The organism is Bacillus methanolicus PB1, from assembly GCF_000262755.1.
Lineage (GTDB): Bacteria > Bacillota > Bacilli > Bacillales > Cytobacillaceae > Bacillus_Z > Bacillus_Z methanolicus.
This window is the reverse complement of the sequence record NZ_AFEU01000003.1, coordinates 449,525-468,558: the sequence shown is the minus strand read 5'-3', so window position 1 is coordinate 468,558 and position 19,034 is coordinate 449,525. Positions and strand designations below refer to the sequence as shown.

Genomic DNA, 19,034 nt, shown 5'->3' with positions numbered 1-19,034 from the left:
ATGTTGGAAGAGTCTCCTGGCTGGAGACTCTTTGTTGTTAAACCTTTTAATTAAAATTGAACCTTTAAGGCTTTCTTTAACATTAAGAGAATTTTTTATTTGAATTTGTGGTAAGGTAATTATGTAAATTTTACTAACCAAAAAATTCATTAGGAAAGAGGGTGGTCATATGCCAACTAATAAGACACCCAATAGATTAATCGCCGAAAAGTCACCTTATCTGCTTCAACACGCCCATAATCCAGTCGATTGGTATCCATGGGGAGAAGAAGCGTTTCAAAAAGCAAGAACAGAGAACAAACCTGTTTTTGTTAGTATTGGCTATTCAACTTGCCATTGGTGCCACGTCATGGAACGTGAATCATTCGAAGATGAAGAGGTTGCACGGCTTCTAAATGAGAGATTCGTTTCCATTAAAGTCGACCGGGAGGAACGTCCGGATATCGATTCCATTTATATGAACATTTGCCAGATGATGAACGGCCACGGCGGCTGGCCGTTAAGCGTGTTTATGACACCGGATCAGAAGCCGTTTTTTGCAGGGACATATTTTCCAAAAGAAAGCCGCTATGGTGTCCCGGGGTTTAAAGAAGTGATCACTCAATTGCATGACCAATATATGAAAAATCGTGATCAAATTGAAAAGATTGCATCTGATGCGGCGGAAGCTTTGAAACATTCGGCAAGGGAATCAAGCGCGGAATTGCCTTCAGCGGATGTTTTACATAAAACGTATCAGCAGCTTGCCGGCAGCTTTAACAGCTTTTACGGCGGATTTGGAGATGCCCCGAAGTTTCCGATTCCGCATAATCTTATGTTTTTGCTGAAGTATTATAAATGGACCGGCAAAGAAATGGCGTTGAAAATGGTTGAAAAGACGCTCGTTTCAATGGCGAATGGCGGTATTTATGATCATATTGGGTTCGGTTTTGCCAGATATTCGGTCGATGTGATGTGGCTCGTTCCCCATTTTGAAAAAATGCTCTATGATAATGCATTGCTTCTCTATACGTATTCCGAAGCTTATCAAGTGACAAAAAACAGTAAATATAAGGAAATTGCTGAGCAAATCATTGAGTTTATCACGAGAGAAATGACTAATGAAGAAGGTGCCTTCTTTTCGGCCATTGATGCTGACAGCGAAGGGGAAGAAGGGAAATATTATGTTTGGTCGAAAGAGGAAATTTTAGATGTCCTCGGTGATAAAGATGGGGAATTTTTCTGCAGAGTTTATGATATTACGTCTGGTGGAAACTTTGAAGGGAAAAATATTCCGAACCTCATCCATACAAACATTGTGAAAACCGTTGCTGAAGCCGGGTTGAATCTAGAAGAAGGCAAGGCGAAGCTTGAAGAATCCCGTCAAAAACTTTTTGAAAAACGACAAGAGCGGGTCTATCCACATCTTGATGATAAAATTTTGACCTCGTGGAATGCGTTGATGATTGCCGGACTGGCAAAAGCAGGACAGGCATTTCAAAATAAAAATCATGTTGAAAAGGCAGAAAAAGCATTGCGGTTTATTGAGGAAAAGTTAGTGGTGAATGGGGAGCTAATGGCCAGATACCGTGACGGCGAATCGAAGTTCCGCGCATATCTCGATGACTGGGCATTTCTTTTATGGGCGTTATTGGAGCTGTATGAAGCAACTTTCTCAATGGAATATTTGGACAAAGCACGAAATACTGCCGAAAAGATGAAAAAGCATTTTTGGGATGAACAGGATGGCGGTTTTTATTTTACAAGAAGCGACGGGGAAGCATTAATCGTCCGCGAAAAACAAGTGTATGACGGGGCTCTGCCGTCCGGGAACAGTGTAGCGGCTGTCAGCCTTCTTCGGCTTGGCCATTTTACGGGTGAGACGAAATGGTTTGATGTAGTGGACGACATGCAACGTTTCTTCAAACATGACGTAGAATCATATGGACCAGGCCATACATTTTTTCTGCAAAGCCTGCTCTTGAAAGAGTTTCCAATGCGTGAAGTGATTATCGTCGGCACACCGGAAAAGTGCAGTAAATTAGCCGGTATCATTCAGAAAGCTTATACTCCGGAACTCGCTCCGTTAACTTCAAATAATCAAGAAGAATTGGAAAAAATTTATGAGAGAGGCTATGCAGCAACCGATTCTGATTTAACTGTTTATATTTGTGAAAACTTTACGTGCCAAAAACCTTTGAATGATTTGAAAGATGTGTTGAAAGAACTTAAGATCGCAAATGATTGAGGGAGTGTTTTTCCCTCAATCATTTTTAAAAGAAAGGAAAATAAAAAGTTTATCATTCAACAAGGCGTTTCTGCGTTTAGAGCATAAGACCGAATCTAGCCATTTTAAACGTCTTTGTGCTTTTTTGCAATTCGTATTTGGTTTGTCTTATCAAAACGGGGCGTTTACACAATTCATTCTATTTTGAATGGATTTTTTTAGGGATTTTATCGTAAAACAGCCGTTTTTAGATAAAAGCTGAGAGTTTATTCGCTCTGATCCATGATCAAGCGAAGGATATGAGCCTTTATTTTAATATATGAGCCTTGATTTTGATATATGAGCCTTTATTTCGATTTATGAGCCTTCGATCTGATAAATGAGTCTATATTTTCGTTTATAAGCCGTTGATCTAATATTTGAGCCTTCATATCGATTTGTGAGCCGCGTTCATAATTATGAGCTTCCATTTCTTAAAATGTAAATAAGAAGGGCTTTCCCGGTTTCTTTTTAACTTGACTTTTTAACATATTGTAACTATAATGGTTACAACAAGGGAGTGAAAGTAATGAAAATCAGCAGCCGTTTTACGGTAGCGGTTCATATTCTATCATTGCTGGCATTAGAAAAAAATAAAGTTTGTACTTCCGAATGGATTGCCGGAAGTGTTAATACGAATCCTGTCGTTATTCGCAGAGTACTGGGAATGCTTAAGAAGGCAAAACTCGTTAACGTTAGAGCGGGTGCCGGCGGGGCAAGCCTCACAAAAAGCCTGAATAAGATTACACTCTTGGATGTATATCGGGCTGTCGATGTAGTCGAAGAAGGAGAACTGTTTCAATTTCATGAAAACCCGAATCCGAATTGTCCGGTCGGATCAAGTATTCAACCTGTTCTTGAACTTGTTTTACTTAGGGCACAAAATGCGATGGAAAAAGTGCTTGAAGAAATAACGATGGAGGAAATAACGGCCGGCATTGTTAAAAAAATAAAATCTAATTAAAAGTATTTTTTTTAAACTGGATGTAACAATTGTTGTTACAACACAATTCACTCTCATTTTTAATGAAAGGAGGGATACGTAAGAGGCTTAATTGCGCCAGCAGTAATGGCAAAAAAGAATTTGACATTTTTAGGAGTAACAGCTATAATTATCTTGAATTAAAGATAATTGAATAACAATATCTCGAAATAAAAATAAAATACGAAAGGATGGAGAGAAATGAATGCAGGAATTTTAATTATTCGGCTAGTAATTGGACTTACTTTTATGGGACATGGAGCTCAAAAATTGTTTGGCTGGTTCGGCGGCCACGGTTTGAAAGGCACAGGCGGATTTTTTGAATCAATTGGAATCAAACCGGGATATCAGATGGCATTATTAGCAGGACTAGCTGAATTTTTAGGCGGAATTTTATTTGCTATTGGGCTGTTCACTCCACTTGCAGCTGCATTAATTGCCGGAACAATGTTAGTGGCAATTGTAAAAGTTCATGGTTCTAACGGTTTTTGGGCTTCGCAAAACGGTTACGAATTTAATCTTGTATTGCTAGCTGCAGCAATTGGGGTTGCACTAATCGGAGCAGGAAGCTATTCAATTGACGCCATCATTTTTTAATCATCATTTTTTATGAACTTAAACGGGATGCAGGGCGGCTGAATTTGTTGCTGCAGGGATAAGAGATTTAATTGCTCTGCTAATATTGAATAATGATATTTAATGGAGGATTTTGTAATGGAAAACAGATTTGAAATAGGATCGTTCTTACTAAGAATCACGGCAGGTGCGGTTTTCGCCGTCCATGGTTTTGCGAAATTTTCCGGCGGAATCGAAAATACGGCAGGATGGTTTAGCAGCATTGGCTTGCCAGGTTTCCTTGCTTATGGTATTGCTTTAATCGAATTAATCGGGGGAATCTGCCTCATAATAGGTCTGGGAACGAGAATCTTTTCAAGTCTGCTGGCGATTGTAATGATCGGAGCGATTGTAAAAGTGAAACTGGCTGCAGGCTTTATGGGCAATGGACAAGGAGCCGGCTGGGAATTAGATCTCGCTCTTTTAGCCATTACTTTATCTCTTGCAATCAGTGGAAGCAGTCTTCTTTCTATCGGAGAATGGATTTTTAATAGAAAAGAAAGTGACATGACAATCGGGAAGTAGTTTCTCAATTTTGCCCTCTGCTTTCAAGTAGAGGGTTTTATTATTCAAAAAAATTCGCTCACATCGAGCGAATCTTTAATAGAAAAAGAGACCAATAAAACATTTGTGAAGAAAACGATATATAGTATGTTTTTAACATGCTTAATACTATATATTGAAAAATATTCTATCATATATATTAAGCAAGATCAATAATAATCATGAAAAAATTATACTGGTCAAAAAATTTTTAAAACATTTATAATCGCTCATAAAATGAAATTTTTTCAACGAAAATAATTGATTGCCGCAATCGTTTTCAGTAAGATTTGATCAAAAGATAAATTAGAAACGTCATCAATGAATCATGTAACTTTAAGAACGTATTTGACTGGTGGTTTTACGAAGCATATAGAAACAAAACAACAATTAAGGTCGTGACATTATGATTTATACTTTGACATTAAATCCGTCCGTTGATTATATCGTCCAATTGGAAGAGGTTAAGATTGGAGAATTAAACCGGTCTAAAAGCGAGGCGAAATTCCCCGGCGGAAAAGGGATAAATGTTTCCCGAGTTTTAAAAGAAATGGGAGTGACAACTAGAGCCCTCGGCTTTATTGGCGGTTTCACCGGAAAATACATTGAAGATTATTTGCAAAATGAAAAAATAGAAACCGATTTTGTAATAATTAAAGAAGATACGCGAATCAATATCAAGGTTAAAACAAAGAAAGAAACAGAAATCAATGCAAAAGGCCCTCACATTTCTGAAAGTGACTTTCAAGCCCTCAAAGAAAAAATCAATCATCTGACAGAAGGAGACTTCCTTATTTTAGCGGGGAGCATTCCAGCGACCATGCCGGAAACAACCTACGAGGAGCTTGTAAAAATCTGTTTCAAAAATGGAACCGGGTTTGTTGTTGATGCCGAAGGAGACTTGCTTAAGAAAGTTCTTCCATACAAGCCGTTCCTCATTAAGCCAAACCATCATGAACTTGGTGAACTTTTTGATACAAAAATTATTTCTTCAGAAAAAGCGATCGAATATGGGAAAAAGCTTTTGGATATGGGCGCCCAAAATGTGATTGTTTCACTGGCAGAAAAAGGAGCAGTTTTTGTCAATGAAGGTTTCGCTTTAATTGCAGATGTGCCGAAAGGGGAAGCGAAAAGTTCGGTTGGAGCGGGAGACTCGATGGTTGCCGGTTTTCTTGCAAAATACGAAGAAACAAAAGACGTAAAAGAATCGTTTCGATACAGTGTTGCAGCCGGAAGTGCAACCGCTTTTTCAATTGGGTTATGCACTTCTGATAAAGTCGAAAAATTATTGCCTCACATTTCAATTAAAAAAATGTGCTGACGGCAGAAGTAATTAAAAAGCGACAGCTGTAATTGCCGCTGTCGAAGCAAAAGGTGAGTAGAAGCGCTTAAGGGGAACATTTCATTTAAACTCGGCAAGAGTATAAGTAGAAATATTGGTTTTTCAAGATTTTTATTTTACAGACTTGAAGTGTTGATTATAACAGTTTGTGGTACAGGGATAGTTACATTAGTCTCCAGAGTATTACCTCTGATATTTTTAAGCAGGATTGAATTTCCCAAGAGTTTTTTAACATGGCTTAGTTTCGTTCCAGTAACTGTAATGACAGCTTTACTGGCAGAAAATATTTTATTTGATGACGAACGACTGTCCCTCATGGCAAATAGGACATCTGTGACTTTTTTTGGTTTAGCATATCTTTTGTGGAGATAACGAAGCTTTTGGGATTAATTATGGCTCGAAATTGTGGTTTATAAGCCTTTAAATCGAATTATGAGCTTTTATTTTGAAATATGAGCCTTTAATTTGATATTTGAGCCTTTATTTTGAAATATAAGCCTTTAATTTGATTTATGAGCCTTTATTCGAAAATATAAGCCGTTAATCTCATTTATGAGCCTTCAATCAAATATATGATCCTCAACATTAGCCGCTCTAGTCTTTCATAAAATGATTACCTTTCTAAATAAGATTTTTCAAGTGAATAATCAAAAAAGATAATAAGAAATGCAATGATAAGAATCGATAAACCGTATGTCAATAGCGGTCTTTTTGTGTGCAGTTTTATGAAACCGTACATAATAAAATAAAAGGGGAGTTCCATCCAAAAATGATATTTTTTATTATATCCAAATAGCCCGAAACGAACCAACAGCCATTCGAATAGTAGGGAGACAAACACCCATTTCAAATAATAGGTCCATTTCTTTTTTTTCTCAGTCGGAAAAAAAACAAGATAAAGCAAAAGTATGGAGGGAAGGAGTACAAAAGTGTCAGTGATATCTTTCCATAGTGTTGAAGGTACATGAAACCATAATCGGTCACTACCCATAATGACATATGAAAGAAGATTCATCGAGGATCCGTATAACAGAGTTGACAGGTATTTCTCCCAGTGCCTCCACGCTCCAGAAATAAAAACAATAAAAACAAGTAAAATCAGAGTAATGATATACAAGCCCATTTCCCCTCTGCAATCACATCTTTGGTATTAACCTTATTTTTACCTGAAAAGTAATCATTTATGTTTGGAAGGAGTGGCTTGTTTCCTAAATTCTTAGTTACAGTCATAAAAACGGAAATTGCTTGATATGATTTTATGAATGGCTCTTTTCGCAGATATTGTTGCTAATGCATATGAAGGGAACGTTTGTTCTATATTAAATATGGAATTCTATAGGATTTTCTGTTTTGCTGTGAATGCACGCTGCGCTTGATGGGAACAGACATCATGGAACTCACGGATTTTCTAAAAGCAACAATCTGTTAGAAAAAGAGCGTAATGAATACAGGTGAAAGGGGAGATTATGTGGTTTCCGGCTATGAGCAGACTGCAAAGTACGAACATGGTTTTTGGCTGCAAATTTTGGGAGATCATGCGAGGTTTATACATGAATCACTTGCCCCGAAAGAGAAAGCTGCAATAGAAGCGGCAGAATATTTTAAAAATACATTTGACCGCTTGCTCGAGCGGGTAGAATCTATTGATTTAATTCAATTAAGTGAAAAAGCAGAGGGGGAAGTAAAAAAATTCCGGGAATTTAAACTTGATTTGATCCGGAGGCATTTACAGGGGAAAATTTCAATACACCTTTCGCCAACTTTTATTAACCATATGGTGAACGAGCTGGACGAATACGCAAGAATATTGGGATACTTGCAAAAAAGGGAAATTCCTCCTGTTTTTCACGAACTTCATCATCATCTAATTTGGCTTCTTGATGCAGCGGGACACGCAGGAGCCATTGAAGATAATATGGATCACGTGGAAAAAAGATTAAAAAAGAAAAGTAAGGAATATACGAAAAGAATTTTATCTAAAGGCTGTTGAAATGACAAGTTTTTTGCGGACAAATCTTACTTCATTTCCTGCCCTTGATCGATTCAACAAAGAAGCGTCACTTGAAATACGGCTGTTTATGAATTTTCTTCAGGAACTCGAAGAACTTGAGCTTAGCGCACAGGCTCTCGGCACTTTTGCTCCGCTCATGGCAGACCATATGTTCCGGGAAGAATGCTATTATTTATCAAAGCTGGCTGAATCTGCTGGAATCGAAAAACCGGATTGCGACCCGGCAAAGCCGAGATTGAAAACGTAGACCCTACAAAGTGGGTCATTTTTTTGGCATGAAACACTTTCGGATTTTCGAAAATATCGACCACTTTTCCTGATTTATCGACCACTTTTCGGAAAATATCGACCACTTTTCCTTGTTTATCGCCCATTTTTTTAATATATCAACCACTTTCCAGGAAATAAGATAGGACCTTTTTCTGGAAAACATAGGAGTAATGACTCAATTTTACTAGTTTCGAACACATGTTCTATTAAGTGGACGAAAATATGATATACTATAGAAGCGATAGTTCGTTTCGCAAGGGCGGTCGGCTAGCCCCGTGAAAGGGGGTGAGGCCTTTTGACAGTTTTTGAAGCGATGACGTTGATGATTTCTTTTGCAATTCTGATCATCGCTGTTTTAACTTTCAACCAAAAAAAATAGACCTCCCTTGACCGCAAATTGAGGGAGAGGTCTATCTTGTTTCGTAGGCCGATCCTCTGTGGGAACGACTATGGCAGTGACCGCCGGTGCTGCAACACCTGCGGTCATTTTCTATTTCAATTGTTTTTATATTGTTCCTTTCTTCCCCTAAAGAATACCATATAAATTAGAGAATGTCACGGATTAATGAATGGCTGTATGAATATAAGACGAGATTGGAATAGTATGCAATGAATGCCGAATTTTTAGGATGTAACAACATGACAAAACGCAACTGGAAAACAAAATCGGACTTCAAAGTGTAAAAAGTATCACCGATCGCGATTTTGCCGGTCGATTAAAACCGGCCGACAAAAAAGCTGAAAAAACACGGCCAAAATAATAGAAATGTGAACGAATGGGGCAGAATAATACTGCTTTTTTTAAAGTATATTCCGAAAAAATTGCTGAAAGGAACTGAAAGTTATGCCCTATTTTTCCTGTGGAGAAAATAATATTTTCTTTGAAGATATCGGTTCAGGTGTTCCGATTGTTTTTGTTCACCCGCCTGCGATGGGGCGGAAAGTTTTTTATTATCAAAAAAAGCTTTCAAAGCATTTTCGTGTTTTGCTGCCTGATTTAAGAGGGCACGGGGACACAACAGGCCCGGCTGGAAAAGTTTCGATCCCCGGATTAGCCGGTGAAATTAAAAGCTTGTTGGATTTTCTGGGGATTGAACGTGCCGCCGTTTGCGGTTATTCATCCGGGGGAATTGTTGCACAGGAATTTGCTCTTCAAAATCCGGATCGGACACTCGCACTTATTCTTTCCGGAGGGTTTCCGCAAGTAATGTCTCCGGCCTTTAAGTATGAACATCTTATTGGGATGTATTTAGTAAAGTATGCTCCCGGATTTTTGAGGTACATAATCGCGACGAGCCATACGGACAATAAGGAATTGAGGGATGACATTTTGCATCATATGGAAAAAGCTGACCGGAAAACTTGGTTCGATTTTTATGCACAATCTCTACGCTATTCCTGCCTGGACCGCCTTCATAATTTGCAGGCCCCTTTACTTTTGTTATACGGTTCAAGAGATATTGTAAATCAACATGTTCGCGCCTACAAAATGCATACGAATTGCCAAATTGCGATAATTTCGAAAGTATCCCATCAGCTGCCAACGAAGAAATGGGAACTGTTCAATCAATTGATAACAGGTTTTTTATCGGAAAAAGTTCTTGCAGATTAAAATAGTTCAATTGTGAGGCTGTCTCATATGGGTCTGACCCCATGTTCGTTTCTCAATATATAGCACATTTATCCAATATTATGTCCTATATATTGTACTAGGAGTATGACCCTTTGGCTTTTTATACGAAAATGTCCGGTAAAAAGCAAAAAAAGCAACGACCTTTGTCCCGCTAATTTCATTAAAAATTGCAGGTCAAAGGTCGAAAACATTTTCATTCATCGTGGTGGCTGATATGCCATGGAAGTTTGAGACGGCCTCATTTGCCCGCTCTTTCATTTTCAGGTTTGATCGCCAAAAATGTGGCAAGTGCGGCTAGAATGCTTAAGCTGCTTAACAAAAAAAATAAAGTCTGTTCGGCATTCCTCATGAGAATGGCAATGGCCGGAGGGCCTGCCGCAACCCCGACAAACCGCATCGAACTGTATATCGATGTGATTGTTCCTCTTTGATCTTTCTCAATTCCTTCTGTTATCAATGCATCAAGACATGGAAGCACTGCTCCGATTCCAATTCCGCTTAAGAAAAACATTGAAATAATAATCCATAACGCTCTAGAAAAGCTTAAAAAGGCAATCGAGGTTCCCAACAGCAAGGTTCCCCCAAATGTAATCCATTTCATAAGCACTTTATTTTCTTTAATATTTTTTCCGGTAATGAAAGATGAAAGGCAGAGTGCTCCGAGAGGAACGGCTAAAAGCAGCCCTTTCCTGACATTTACAATCTCATAGTTCTTTTCCAATACTTCTGATAAATAAAATAGCACTCCAAATAGGACAAACATTAAAATAGCACCAATCAAGAAAATTGCACATAGCCAGCGACGGTTGTTTATAAAAATATTTTTCACTTTTTGAAAAAAAATGTTAAAGCGTACCGGATCTTCTTTTGATTTTGGCGTTTTAACAAGGAATAACATAAGCAGTATAGAAATTGCACAAAAAAAAGGAAATGCAAAAAATGGCATAAACCATATAAACCCGGCCAAAAATGAACCTAAAATAGGGCTTAGAACTTTCCCGAGTGTGTTCGAAGTTTCAATCAGGCCAAGTGAACTGCTGACTTCGTCTTCACTCTTAAACAAATCCCCGACAAGCGGCATAACAATCGGGGCAGCCCCTGCAGCACCAACTCCCTGCAATGCCCGGCCGACGAGAATAAACCAGTAACCTTCATTAATCTGCCACGATGCCCAGCCGGAAATAATCCCTCCAATACCAGAAATTAATAGGCTTGGAATAATTACTTTTTTGCGGCCGATATGATCTGACAAAAAACCGGCAATTGGTATGAGAAAAATTGCAACAACTGAATAGACAGTTATGATCAAGCTCGACTGGAAAGAAGAAATATTTAACTTTCTTTCCATCACCGGCAATACAGGAAAAAGCATTGAATTCCCAAGAGTCATAATGAGGGGAATCGATGATAGCGACATGAGTGCCAAGCGCTTTTGAAAATTTTGTTTAGACCGATTTGACTTTTCTTTTGTCATTCCTTCTGGGAGCTTTTCCAAATGTTCCATCTCTTTAACCTGCCTTTAGAATTCTCTATCCATTACTATTTGCGATTTTTGAAATACTAGAAGACAAAATTATTGGATTTTTGTGGAATTGAAAAACTTTTTAGATAAAATAGAAGAAAGAATCAAAAACAGAGGAGTAGGATTTAGTGAGCAATAGACGATTACGATCTTTGCAGGTTGGTATGCCTAAGGATTACTTTTGGAATGGCAAAGAAGAAATGTCAGGAATCGGCAAGACAGAAATCGATGAAGTTCTGCTAACAAAAGAGGATTTATCGGCGACGGTGTTGCGAATCTTTTCATGATCGAAATAACATCGCCGGTATTGAAAAAATTCTTGAAGTGAAAGAGCTGGCTCCGGTGTGGCGGAAAAAATTAGAAGAATTAGTAATCAGAAAACAATAAATTTTTTAATAAATACTCTTGACATTTTCTTTAATCCTTAATATGATGTAAATCAATATAGGAAACGGCGTTGACGAAGAAGAGTAGCTATTATGGAGACTGCAGAGAGCTGATGGTTGGTGCAAATCAGTGTGGAAGTAATAGCGAATGGGCTTCCGAGCCACAAAACTGAACCTCTTTTACGAGCAGTAGGCTTTGGCGAACGGTCTCATCGTTACAAGAGACAGGTATTCAAGCATGATGCTTTGATACCTATAAAGTGAGCTGAATTTTTTCAGCTAATGAAGGTGGCACCACGGGTTTCTCGTCCTTTACAGGCTTGAAACCCTTTTTGTTTTTCAGAAAACTTGCATACAATTATAATTCCCAACCATAACGTGGAAATAGGTTTTATTATAAAAAATAAGGCAGTGTGAGCGAAGCCAGGCTCTAAAAATTTACAGTGCTTAGAGTTGGTTGGTACTTCTATTCGTTGTTACCGAAGCTCCGCACCCTTTTACTACAAAAAAAGAAAATGGTAAATCGATGAGTAAGAATAGTAAGCTGATGGAACTTCATGACAGAGAGCCGGACCAGGTGAGAGCCGGTATGAAGGATTCAGCTGAATGGGCTTACGAGTGGCAGCCTGAACTTAAGTAGGGCTGCTCGGAATTCCACCGTTAAAAGGATAGGGTATAAAGAATGGCGGAGTTTGCTCGTCTATGGCCGATAAGCAAAAGACATTTTACGAAGAAGTCGTTAGACCCTTGCAAACGGAACTGGCCAAAATGAAAGGCGGAGTTGCTCGTCAAGGATCGAGGCATTTGCAGCAGAAGCCGTTAGACTCTGGAGTAAAATCTCTGCACCTGGCCGGCCATGGCGAACGGAGCTGGACAAAACAAAAAGCGGAGTTTGCACAAAACTCAAGTCCGTCATTCACGTACCCGAAGAGAGGGAGCATTCTAATTGCTCCAAAAGAGGTGGCACCGCGGTCTGACAAAACCGTCCTCTATATGCACAATTCTCGTGCGTATAGAGGACTTTTTTATTTTCACAAAAAAGAAAGGAGCTATGCCCTTTGGAGAAAATGCTCAACATGGATGAATTAATCGTTGTGGAATTGGAAGGAGATACACTGACGCCGATATCGATTTTTCAACGAATATCAGGGAAAAAAAAATTTTTGCTGGAAAGTTCACTGAAGCATGAGAAAACTGGAAGGTATTCGTTTATCGGGGCAGAACCGGCTTTGGAGCTGAAAGGATACGGGGAAAAGACAGAAATTGTAAAAGGAAAGACCAGAAAAATAAAAGACGAAAAACCGCTTGAAGTATTAAAAGCATTCCTCCCGAATAAAGATCAAACGGTGAAAGATATCCCTTTTATCGGCGGAGCGGTAGGATATGTCGCATATGATGCGATTCGTCAATACGAACGCATCGGAGAGGAACTTGACGATGATTTGCAAGTGCCTGATGTACATCTGATGTTTTTCGAAGAAGTGATCGTTTATGACCATTTGGAGCAAAAGGTATTCATTATCGGAACGCCGATTCAGCCGGAAACAACAAGTGAACAGTTCAGAAAAAAAGTTCTTAAACGGAAGGAAGAAGTACTGAATGGTTCAGACATCACTCCCGTTATAAAAGCTTCGATATCGTCCTTTAAGGCTTCCATGAAGAAAGAAGATTTCATTGAAAAAGTAAAAATCGCGAAGAATTACATTCTTGAAGGAGACATTTTTCAGGTTGTTCTGTCGCAGCGTCTGGAAGCAGCAATTGAAGGGGACCCGTTCTCGTTTTACCGGAAACTAAGAATCGATAATCCATCGCCATACATGTACTACCTTGATTTTGAAGACTATGCAGTTGCCGGCGCTTCTCCGGAAAGCATCGTAAAGAAAGTTCAAACGAAAATTACGACAAACCCAATCGCCGGAACACGGCCGCGCGGCAAAAGTGAAGAAGAGGACAAAAGCCTTGAGAAGGAACTAATGGAAGATGAAAAAGAACTTGCCGAACATCGGATGCTTGTTGATCTTGGCCGCAATGACCTTGGCAGGGTTTGTGAATTTGGAAGCATCCAGCTTGAAAAATATATGGAAATTGAAAAATACAAACATGTCATGCACCTTGTTTCTGAAGTTTGCGGAACGTTAAAAAAGCAATTTACACCGGTTGATGCCTTAATTTCTTGCCTTCCGGCCGGTACAGTGTCCGGGGCGCCAAAAATCAGGGCGATGGAAATCATTAATGAGCTTGAAGAAATAAAAAGAGGCGTATATTCAGGAGCGATCGGCTACTTTTCCGCTAATGGAAATATGGACTTTGCACTTGCGATCCGGACGATGCTGGTAAAAAACAACAAGGCTTATATACAGGCAGGTGCGGGGATTGTCCATGATTCGATCCCGGAAAAAGAATACGAAGAAACGCTTCATAAATTAAGAGCATTTTTGGAGGATCAAAAATGATACTGCTAATCGACAATTATGATTCCTTTACGTTTAATTTATATCAATATTTTGGCGAATTAGGTGAAGAATTGAAAGTGGCAAGAAACGACAAGATCAGCATCGAAGAAATTGAAGAAATGAATACTGAGGCGATTATCTTGTCGCCGGGACCGGGAAGGCCTGAAGAGGCGGGAATTTGTGTTGATGTTATCAAAACTTTTTATCAAAAAATTCCGATCCTCGGTATATGCCTGGGCCACCAAGCGATTGGGCATGCGTTTGGAGCAAGGATTGAAAAGGCCGGCAAAGTCATGCATGGAAAAACGTCAAAACTGACTCATACCGGAACGTACTTATTCAAATATCTGCCTCAGCCGGTAGAAGTCATGCGCTATCATTCGTTAGTCATTAAAAACGGCACGCTGCCGGGAGCTTTTAAGGTGCTTGCAAGATCGATGGATGATCACGAAATTATGGCGATAAAACACGAATCCTGCCCTCTTTACGGGCTTCAATTCCATCCGGAATCGGTGGGAACTGAAACAGGGAAGCAAATCATAAACAATTTTTTAAAAAATATCAGGAAGGAGAACAGCCATGAAAGCTTTTCTTCAAAAATTATCTGAAAGAGAATCATTAACTGAAAATGAGATGCAGGAAGCCGTCAGCTTTTTATTTTCCGAAGAAGTTACTGACAGTGAAATTGCCGCTTTCTTGATCGGGTTAAAAACAAAAGGGGAAACCGTAAACGAAATTGCCGGATTAGTAAAGGCGCTCAGGGAACATTCCCTTCCATTTAGAAAGAAAATTCCCAATGTTATGGATAATTGCGGAACGGGCGGCGACGGTTCGAAAAGTTTTAATATCAGCACAACGTCCGCATTTGTATTGGCCGGTGCGGAAATTCCGGTAGCCAAACACGGAAACCGCAGCATTTCAAGCAAGACCGGAAGCGCGGATGTTCTCGAGCATTTAGGGGTAAATATTAATTTGCCGCCGGAACGAACGGAGGAATTAATCGAGGAAATCGGCATAGCTTTTTTGTTTGCGCCGAATGTTCACCCCCGGATCAAACGCATCATGAAAGTACGAAAAGACTTAAGAATTCCAACGATTTTCAACTTAATCGGTCCGCTGACAAATCCAATCGATCTTGAATATCAGTTGCTCGGTATTTACCGCCGCGATCTGATCGGGATGTTTGCAGAAGTTTTAAACGCATTAGGACGAAAACGGGCTGTTGTTTTAAACGGTGCTGGATATATGGATGAAGCTTCTCTTCAAGGAGAAAACCATTTAGTTGTACTTGAAGAAGGGTCCATTCGGAAAATGACTGTACATCCGGAAGAGGTCGGCCTGTCTGTTTACAACAACGAAGCCATCCGCGGCGGCGACGCGAAGGAAAATGCTGAAATTTTAACAAACATACTTAAAGGCGAAAAAGGCGCAAGGCGTGATACCGTTCTCCTTAACGCCGGAATTGGCATTTTTGCCGCAGGAAAAGCGGATTCCATCCAGGAAGGCATTCAATTGGCAAAAGAAAGCATTGATTCCGGAGCGGCGTTTGAGAAGCTGCAGCTGCTTATTGAAAAAAGCAAGGTAATTCAAATAGAGGTGATTTAAGTGGGTACGATTTTAGATAAAATTCTTGATACGAAGAAAGAGGAGATCACAAGGCTGAAAGCGGAAAAGCCCCCCATTGGTCAGCCTTATAAAAAAAGGTCTTTTTTATCAATCCTTGAAAATGCAGAAGAAGTTGCCATCATCGCTGAATTTAAGCGGGCTTCCCCTTCAAAAGGAGACATTAATGCCGGGCTTGATCCGGTTGAACAGGCGAAAGCGTATGAACGTTACGGCGCTGATGCTATTTCCGTGTTGACGGACACTCCTTATTTCAAAGGGTCGTTCAATGATCTTGAGGCAGTTAGGAAAGCAGTCGATGTGCCGATTTTGTGCAAGGATTTTATCATTGATCCGATCCAAATCGACCGGGCATATACGTCCGGTGCAAACATCATTCTTTTGATTGCGGCGGCTCTTTCGGAAACAAGGCTGAAAGATCTTTATAACTATGCAACTGCGAAAGACCTGGAGGTATTAGTTGAAGTTCACAATGAAGAAGAACTGGAAAAAGCTTTAAAGACGGGAACGAAATTAATTGGCGTCAACAATCGGAATTTAAAGACGTTTGAAGTCGACCTTGCCGTTACGGAAAGGCTTGCGCCGAAAGTCAAGCAATCGGGCGCATTTCTCATCAGCGAAAGCGGTATGAAAACGCGGGCGGATGTGGAGAGAGTCGTCGGCTCTGGCGCAAACGGAATTTTGGTCGGAGAAACATTTATGACAGTTGAAAGCCTGGAAAATACGTTGAAGCAAATGAAAGTGCCTCTATTAGGAGTGAAACAATCGTGAAAGTAAAAATTTGCGGCATCACAGACCGTGGGACCGCTCTTGAAGCAGTCAGAGCTGGTGCAGATGCGATTGGCTTTGTTTTTGCCGAAAGCAAGCGGAAAATTTCCCCTAAGAATGCAAAAGAGATCGCTTTAAATCTTCCGGCGGATGTGATGAAAGTCGGCGTGTTTGTGAATGAGGAAAAAGATGTGATTGAGGCAACAGTGGAAGAAGCAGGATTGAACATGATTCAGCTGCATGGGGATGAACCTCCGGAATTTTGCAATGGATTTTCTGTTCCGGTAATAAAAGCCTTAAGCATAGGAACTAGAGATGATTTGCAAAAACTGAACGATTTTCCATGCGACTTTCCATGCGACTACATTCTTCTAGACAGCCCAAAGGGGAAATACCGCGGAGGAAATGGCATGAAGTTTGATTGGCGAATCGCCGAAGGGATTCAATCAGAAAAAAAGATTATTTTAGCCGGGGGATTAACTCCCGACAATGTTTGCACTGCGATTCGGACGGTAAAGCCGTTTATGGTTGATGTCAGCAGCGGTGTCGAAACAGCCGGAAAAAAGGATATCAAAAAAATAGCAGCGTTCATTGAACATGCAAAAGGAGTGAGAATCTAATGACAACCTATACATTACCGGATCACAAAGGGCATTTTGGACCGTACGGCGGCAAGTTTATTCCGGAAACGCTGATGCAGGCCGTCATTGAATTGGAAGATGAATATAAAAAAGCTGAAAAAGACCCGGCTTTTCAACAGCAATTGAAAGATTTACTTAAGGAATATGTTGGAAGGGAAACGCCTTTATACTATGCAGAAAACTTAACAAGGCACGGAAACGGGGCCAAAATTTATTTGAAACGGGAGGATTTAAACCATACCGGAGCCCATAAAATCAACAATACAATCGGCCAGGCACTTCTCGCTCTCCGAATGGGAAAGAAAAAAGTTGTGGCTGAAACAGGGGCCGGCCAGCATGGTGTTGCAACAGCTACGGTATGTGCTTTATTAAATCTCGAATGCGTAATATTTATGGGAGAAGAAGACATAAAACGACAGCAGCTAAATGTGTTTCGCATGGAACTGCTCGGAGCCAAAGTTGTCAGTGTTTCGTCCGGAAGCGGCACATTAAAAGATGCCGTGAATGAAGCGCTTCGATACTGGGTTGCAAACGTCAATGATATTCATTACATTCTGGGGTCTGTGATGGGGCCGCATCCGTTTCCGATGATTGTCCGTGATTTTCAAAGTGTAATTGGGAAGGAAACAAAGGAGCAATTTTTTGCAAAAGAAGGAAGGCTTCCTGAAGCGATTGTTGCTTGTATTGGCGGGGGCAGCAATTCAATGGGCATGTTTTATCCGTTTTTGGAAGATGAGGAAGTTAAATTGTTCGGAGTGGAAGCTGCCGGATTAGGGATTGATACGGGCCGCCATGCGGCATCGCTTACAAAAGGTAAGCCGGGAGTATTGCATGGAGCCTATATGTATTTACTGCAGGACGAAGACGGACAAATCTTGGAGGCTCATTCGATTTCCGCCGGCCTTGATTATCCCGGCGTAGGCCCAGAGCACAGCTATTTAAAAGATACAGGACGTGTCAGCTACGAATCGATCACCGATGAGGAGGCTCTTGAAGCATTTCAGCTGCTTACCCGGTTGGAGGGAATTATACCGGCTCTCGAGAGTTCCCACGCAGTGGCTTATGCATTAAAACTTGCAGCGAAAATGAAGAAAGAAGAAGCGATCGTCGTTTGCTTGTCAGGGCGCGGAGATAAAGATGTCCCGCAAGTTAAAGCAAGATTGGGAAAGGAGCTGGAATCATGAACCGGATTGAAAAAACATTTGCATCCTTAAAAGAAAGAAATGAAAAAGCATTTGTTCCATATATAATGGCCGGGGATGGCGGACTTGATTCGCTGCAAGAAAAAATTGTTTTCTTGGAAAAAGCGGGTGCAACCGCGGTTGAAATCGGAATTCCATTTTCCGACCCTGTTGCCGACGGTCCGACCATACAGCGTGCCGGCATCCGTGCCTTAAAGGAAGGAACCACTTTTCGAGGAGTTTTATCTGCGCTTGCGGAAATTCGCCCCTTTGTTTCGATTCCTCTGATCGTGATGACGTATGTAAATCCTGTCCTTGCCTATGGAATGGGCAAGTTTATTGTAGATGCTAAAAAAGCTGGCGTGGACGGCTGTATTATTCCGGATCTTCCGATTGAAGAAGAAGAACTGATTGCTCGAATGTTGGAAGATTCAGGTATCGAATTGATCCGTCTCGTTACATTAACAAGCCCGCTTGAACGGATAAAAGAAATTGCCGGACGGGCCAGAGGATTTTTATACGCCGTTACAGTAACGGGAATCACCGGAGCCCGTTCAGGTTTTCAAAATGAGCTTGGAGACTATTTAAAACGGGTAAAGAGTGTCAGCAACAAACCGGTTCTTGCCGGTTTTGGCATATCAACACCGGAGCATGTGAAAGAAATGAGTCAGTATTGTGACGGCGTAATCGTCGGTAGCAAAATTATCGAGTTATTTGAACAGGGAGATTTGAAGGGTATTGAAAATTTAATAAAGGCGGCAAATTCTTTTCAATCAGTATAAATAATAAAAACTCGCTTGCTAAATTGGCAAGCGAGTT

Annotated in this window: 19 protein-coding genes, 1 pseudogene and 2 other annotated features; of the genes and pseudogenes, 18 read left to right on the top strand and 2 right to left on the bottom strand. The window is 40.3% G+C overall.

Translation table 11 applies throughout. The features are described from left to right. Positions 1–169: 169 nt before the first annotated feature. The 6 genes from PB1_RS12015 to PB1_RS17115 all read left to right on the top strand — a co-directional run bounded on the left by PB1_RS12015 (position 170) and on the right by PB1_RS17115 (position 6,099). Complete coding sequence (locus tag PB1_RS12015) at positions 170–2,227, top strand: thioredoxin domain-containing protein (protein ID WP_004436901.1); 2,058 nt, start codon at positions 170–172, stop codon at positions 2,225–2,227. A gap of 547 nt (positions 2,228–2,774) precedes the next feature. Then, the gene (locus PB1_RS12010) at positions 2,775–3,209 is read left to right on the top strand and encodes an Rrf2 family transcriptional regulator (RefSeq protein ID WP_004436899.1); all 435 of its coding nucleotides are present in this window, start codon (positions 2,775–2,777) and stop codon (positions 3,207–3,209) included. 219 nt (positions 3,210–3,428) lie between these two features. Beyond that, on the top strand, positions 3,429–3,824 hold the full coding sequence (locus PB1_RS12005) for a DoxX family protein (protein ID WP_004436898.1): 396 nt from the start codon (positions 3,429–3,431) through the stop codon (positions 3,822–3,824). A 117-nt stretch (positions 3,825–3,941) separates the two neighbouring features. Continuing rightward, positions 3,942–4,367: a DoxX family protein gene (locus PB1_RS12000; RefSeq protein ID WP_004436896.1), complete on the top strand. Its 426-nt coding sequence runs from the start codon at positions 3,942–3,944 to the stop codon at positions 4,365–4,367. 424 nt (positions 4,368–4,791) lie between these two features. Further along, complete coding sequence (pfkB, locus tag PB1_RS11995) at positions 4,792–5,706, top strand: 1-phosphofructokinase (protein WP_004436894.1); 915 nt, start codon at positions 4,792–4,794, stop codon at positions 5,704–5,706. 150 nt (positions 5,707–5,856) lie between these two features. Continuing rightward, a complete protein-coding gene (locus PB1_RS17115) occupies positions 5,857–6,099 on the top strand; it encodes an AzlD domain-containing protein (protein ID WP_238533132.1) in 243 nt (80 codons plus the stop codon). A gap of 241 nt (positions 6,100–6,340) precedes the next feature. Here PB1_RS17115 and PB1_RS11990 read toward each other — a convergent pair whose 3' ends face one another. Continuing rightward, entirely contained in the window at positions 6,341–6,844 is a 504-nt protein-coding gene (locus PB1_RS11990; protein WP_004436892.1) for a hypothetical protein, read from the bottom strand. 324 nt (positions 6,845–7,168) lie between these two features. Between PB1_RS11990 and PB1_RS11985 the strand changes: the two are divergent. From PB1_RS11985 to PB1_RS11980, 3 genes and pseudogenes are all read left to right on the top strand, one after another. Continuing rightward, positions 7,169–7,985, top strand: a pseudogene (locus PB1_RS11985) (DUF2935 domain-containing protein). Between the two features lie 318 nt (positions 7,986–8,303). Next, a complete protein-coding gene (locus tag PB1_RS18615; RefSeq protein ID WP_420796301.1) occupies positions 8,304–8,387 on the top strand; it encodes a putative holin-like toxin in 84 nt (27 codons plus the stop codon). 465 nt (positions 8,388–8,852) lie between these two features. Next, positions 8,853–9,620, top strand: a complete 768-nt coding sequence (locus PB1_RS11980) for an alpha/beta fold hydrolase (protein ID WP_004436890.1) — start codon at positions 8,853–8,855, stop codon at positions 9,618–9,620. Positions 9,621–9,879: 259 nt separating this feature from the next. Here PB1_RS11980 and PB1_RS11975 read toward each other — a convergent pair whose 3' ends face one another. Next, the gene (locus tag PB1_RS11975) at positions 9,880–11,145 is read right to left on the bottom strand and encodes a bacillibactin exporter BcbE (protein WP_004436888.1); all 1,266 of its coding nucleotides are present in this window, start codon (positions 11,143–11,145) and stop codon (positions 9,880–9,882) included. Between the two features lie 146 nt (positions 11,146–11,291). On the opposite strand from PB1_RS11975, the gene PB1_RS17550 reads away from it, so the two are divergent. The 9 genes from PB1_RS17550 to trpA all read left to right on the top strand — a co-directional run bounded on the left by PB1_RS17550 (position 11,292) and on the right by trpA (position 18,997). Further along, positions 11,292–11,450 carry a hypothetical protein gene (locus PB1_RS17550; protein WP_004436886.1) on the top strand — a complete coding sequence of 53 codons (159 nt, stop codon included), beginning with the start codon at positions 11,292–11,294 and terminating at the stop codon, positions 11,448–11,450. Further along, entirely contained in the window at positions 11,416–11,550 is a 135-nt protein-coding gene (locus PB1_RS18610) for a 3-alpha domain-containing protein (RefSeq protein ID WP_081485637.1), read from the top strand. The genes PB1_RS17550 and PB1_RS18610 overlap by 35 nt, the downstream gene beginning before the upstream one ends. Before the next feature lie 61 nt (positions 11,551–11,611). Beyond that, positions 11,612–11,865, top strand: a binding site (T-box leader). Between the two features lie 201 nt (positions 11,866–12,066). Next, positions 12,067–12,542 (top strand) — a binding site (T-box leader). Between the two features lie 74 nt (positions 12,543–12,616). Then, positions 12,617–14,002 carry an anthranilate synthase component I gene (trpE, locus tag PB1_RS11960; protein ID WP_034645613.1) on the top strand — a complete coding sequence of 462 codons (1,386 nt, stop codon included), beginning with the start codon at positions 12,617–12,619 and terminating at the stop codon, positions 14,000–14,002. After that, entirely contained in the window at positions 13,999–14,610 is a 612-nt protein-coding gene (locus PB1_RS11955; RefSeq protein ID WP_004436878.1) for an anthranilate synthase component II, read from the top strand. Before trpE ends, PB1_RS11955 begins: the two co-directional genes overlap by 4 nt. After that, on the top strand, positions 14,582–15,607 hold the full coding sequence (gene trpD, locus PB1_RS11950; protein ID WP_004436876.1) for an anthranilate phosphoribosyltransferase: 1,026 nt from the start codon (positions 14,582–14,584) through the stop codon (positions 15,605–15,607). The genes PB1_RS11955 and trpD overlap by 29 nt, the downstream gene beginning before the upstream one ends. After that, entirely contained in the window at positions 15,608–16,396 is a 789-nt protein-coding gene (gene trpC, locus PB1_RS11945; protein WP_004436875.1) for an indole-3-glycerol phosphate synthase TrpC, read from the top strand. Then, positions 16,393–17,013 (top strand): phosphoribosylanthranilate isomerase, encoded by a 621-nt coding sequence (locus tag PB1_RS11940; RefSeq protein ID WP_004436874.1) that lies wholly within the window; start codon positions 16,393–16,395, stop codon positions 17,011–17,013. Before trpC ends, PB1_RS11940 begins: the two co-directional genes overlap by 4 nt. Then, positions 17,013–18,218: a tryptophan synthase subunit beta gene (trpB, locus tag PB1_RS11935; RefSeq protein WP_004436872.1), complete on the top strand. Its 1,206-nt coding sequence runs from the start codon at positions 17,013–17,015 to the stop codon at positions 18,216–18,218. The genes PB1_RS11940 and trpB overlap by 1 nt, the downstream gene beginning before the upstream one ends. Next, complete coding sequence (trpA, locus tag PB1_RS11930) at positions 18,215–18,997, top strand: tryptophan synthase subunit alpha (RefSeq protein WP_004436870.1); 783 nt, start codon at positions 18,215–18,217, stop codon at positions 18,995–18,997. Before trpB ends, trpA begins: the two co-directional genes overlap by 4 nt. The last annotated feature ends 37 nt before the right edge of the window (positions 18,998–19,034 follow it).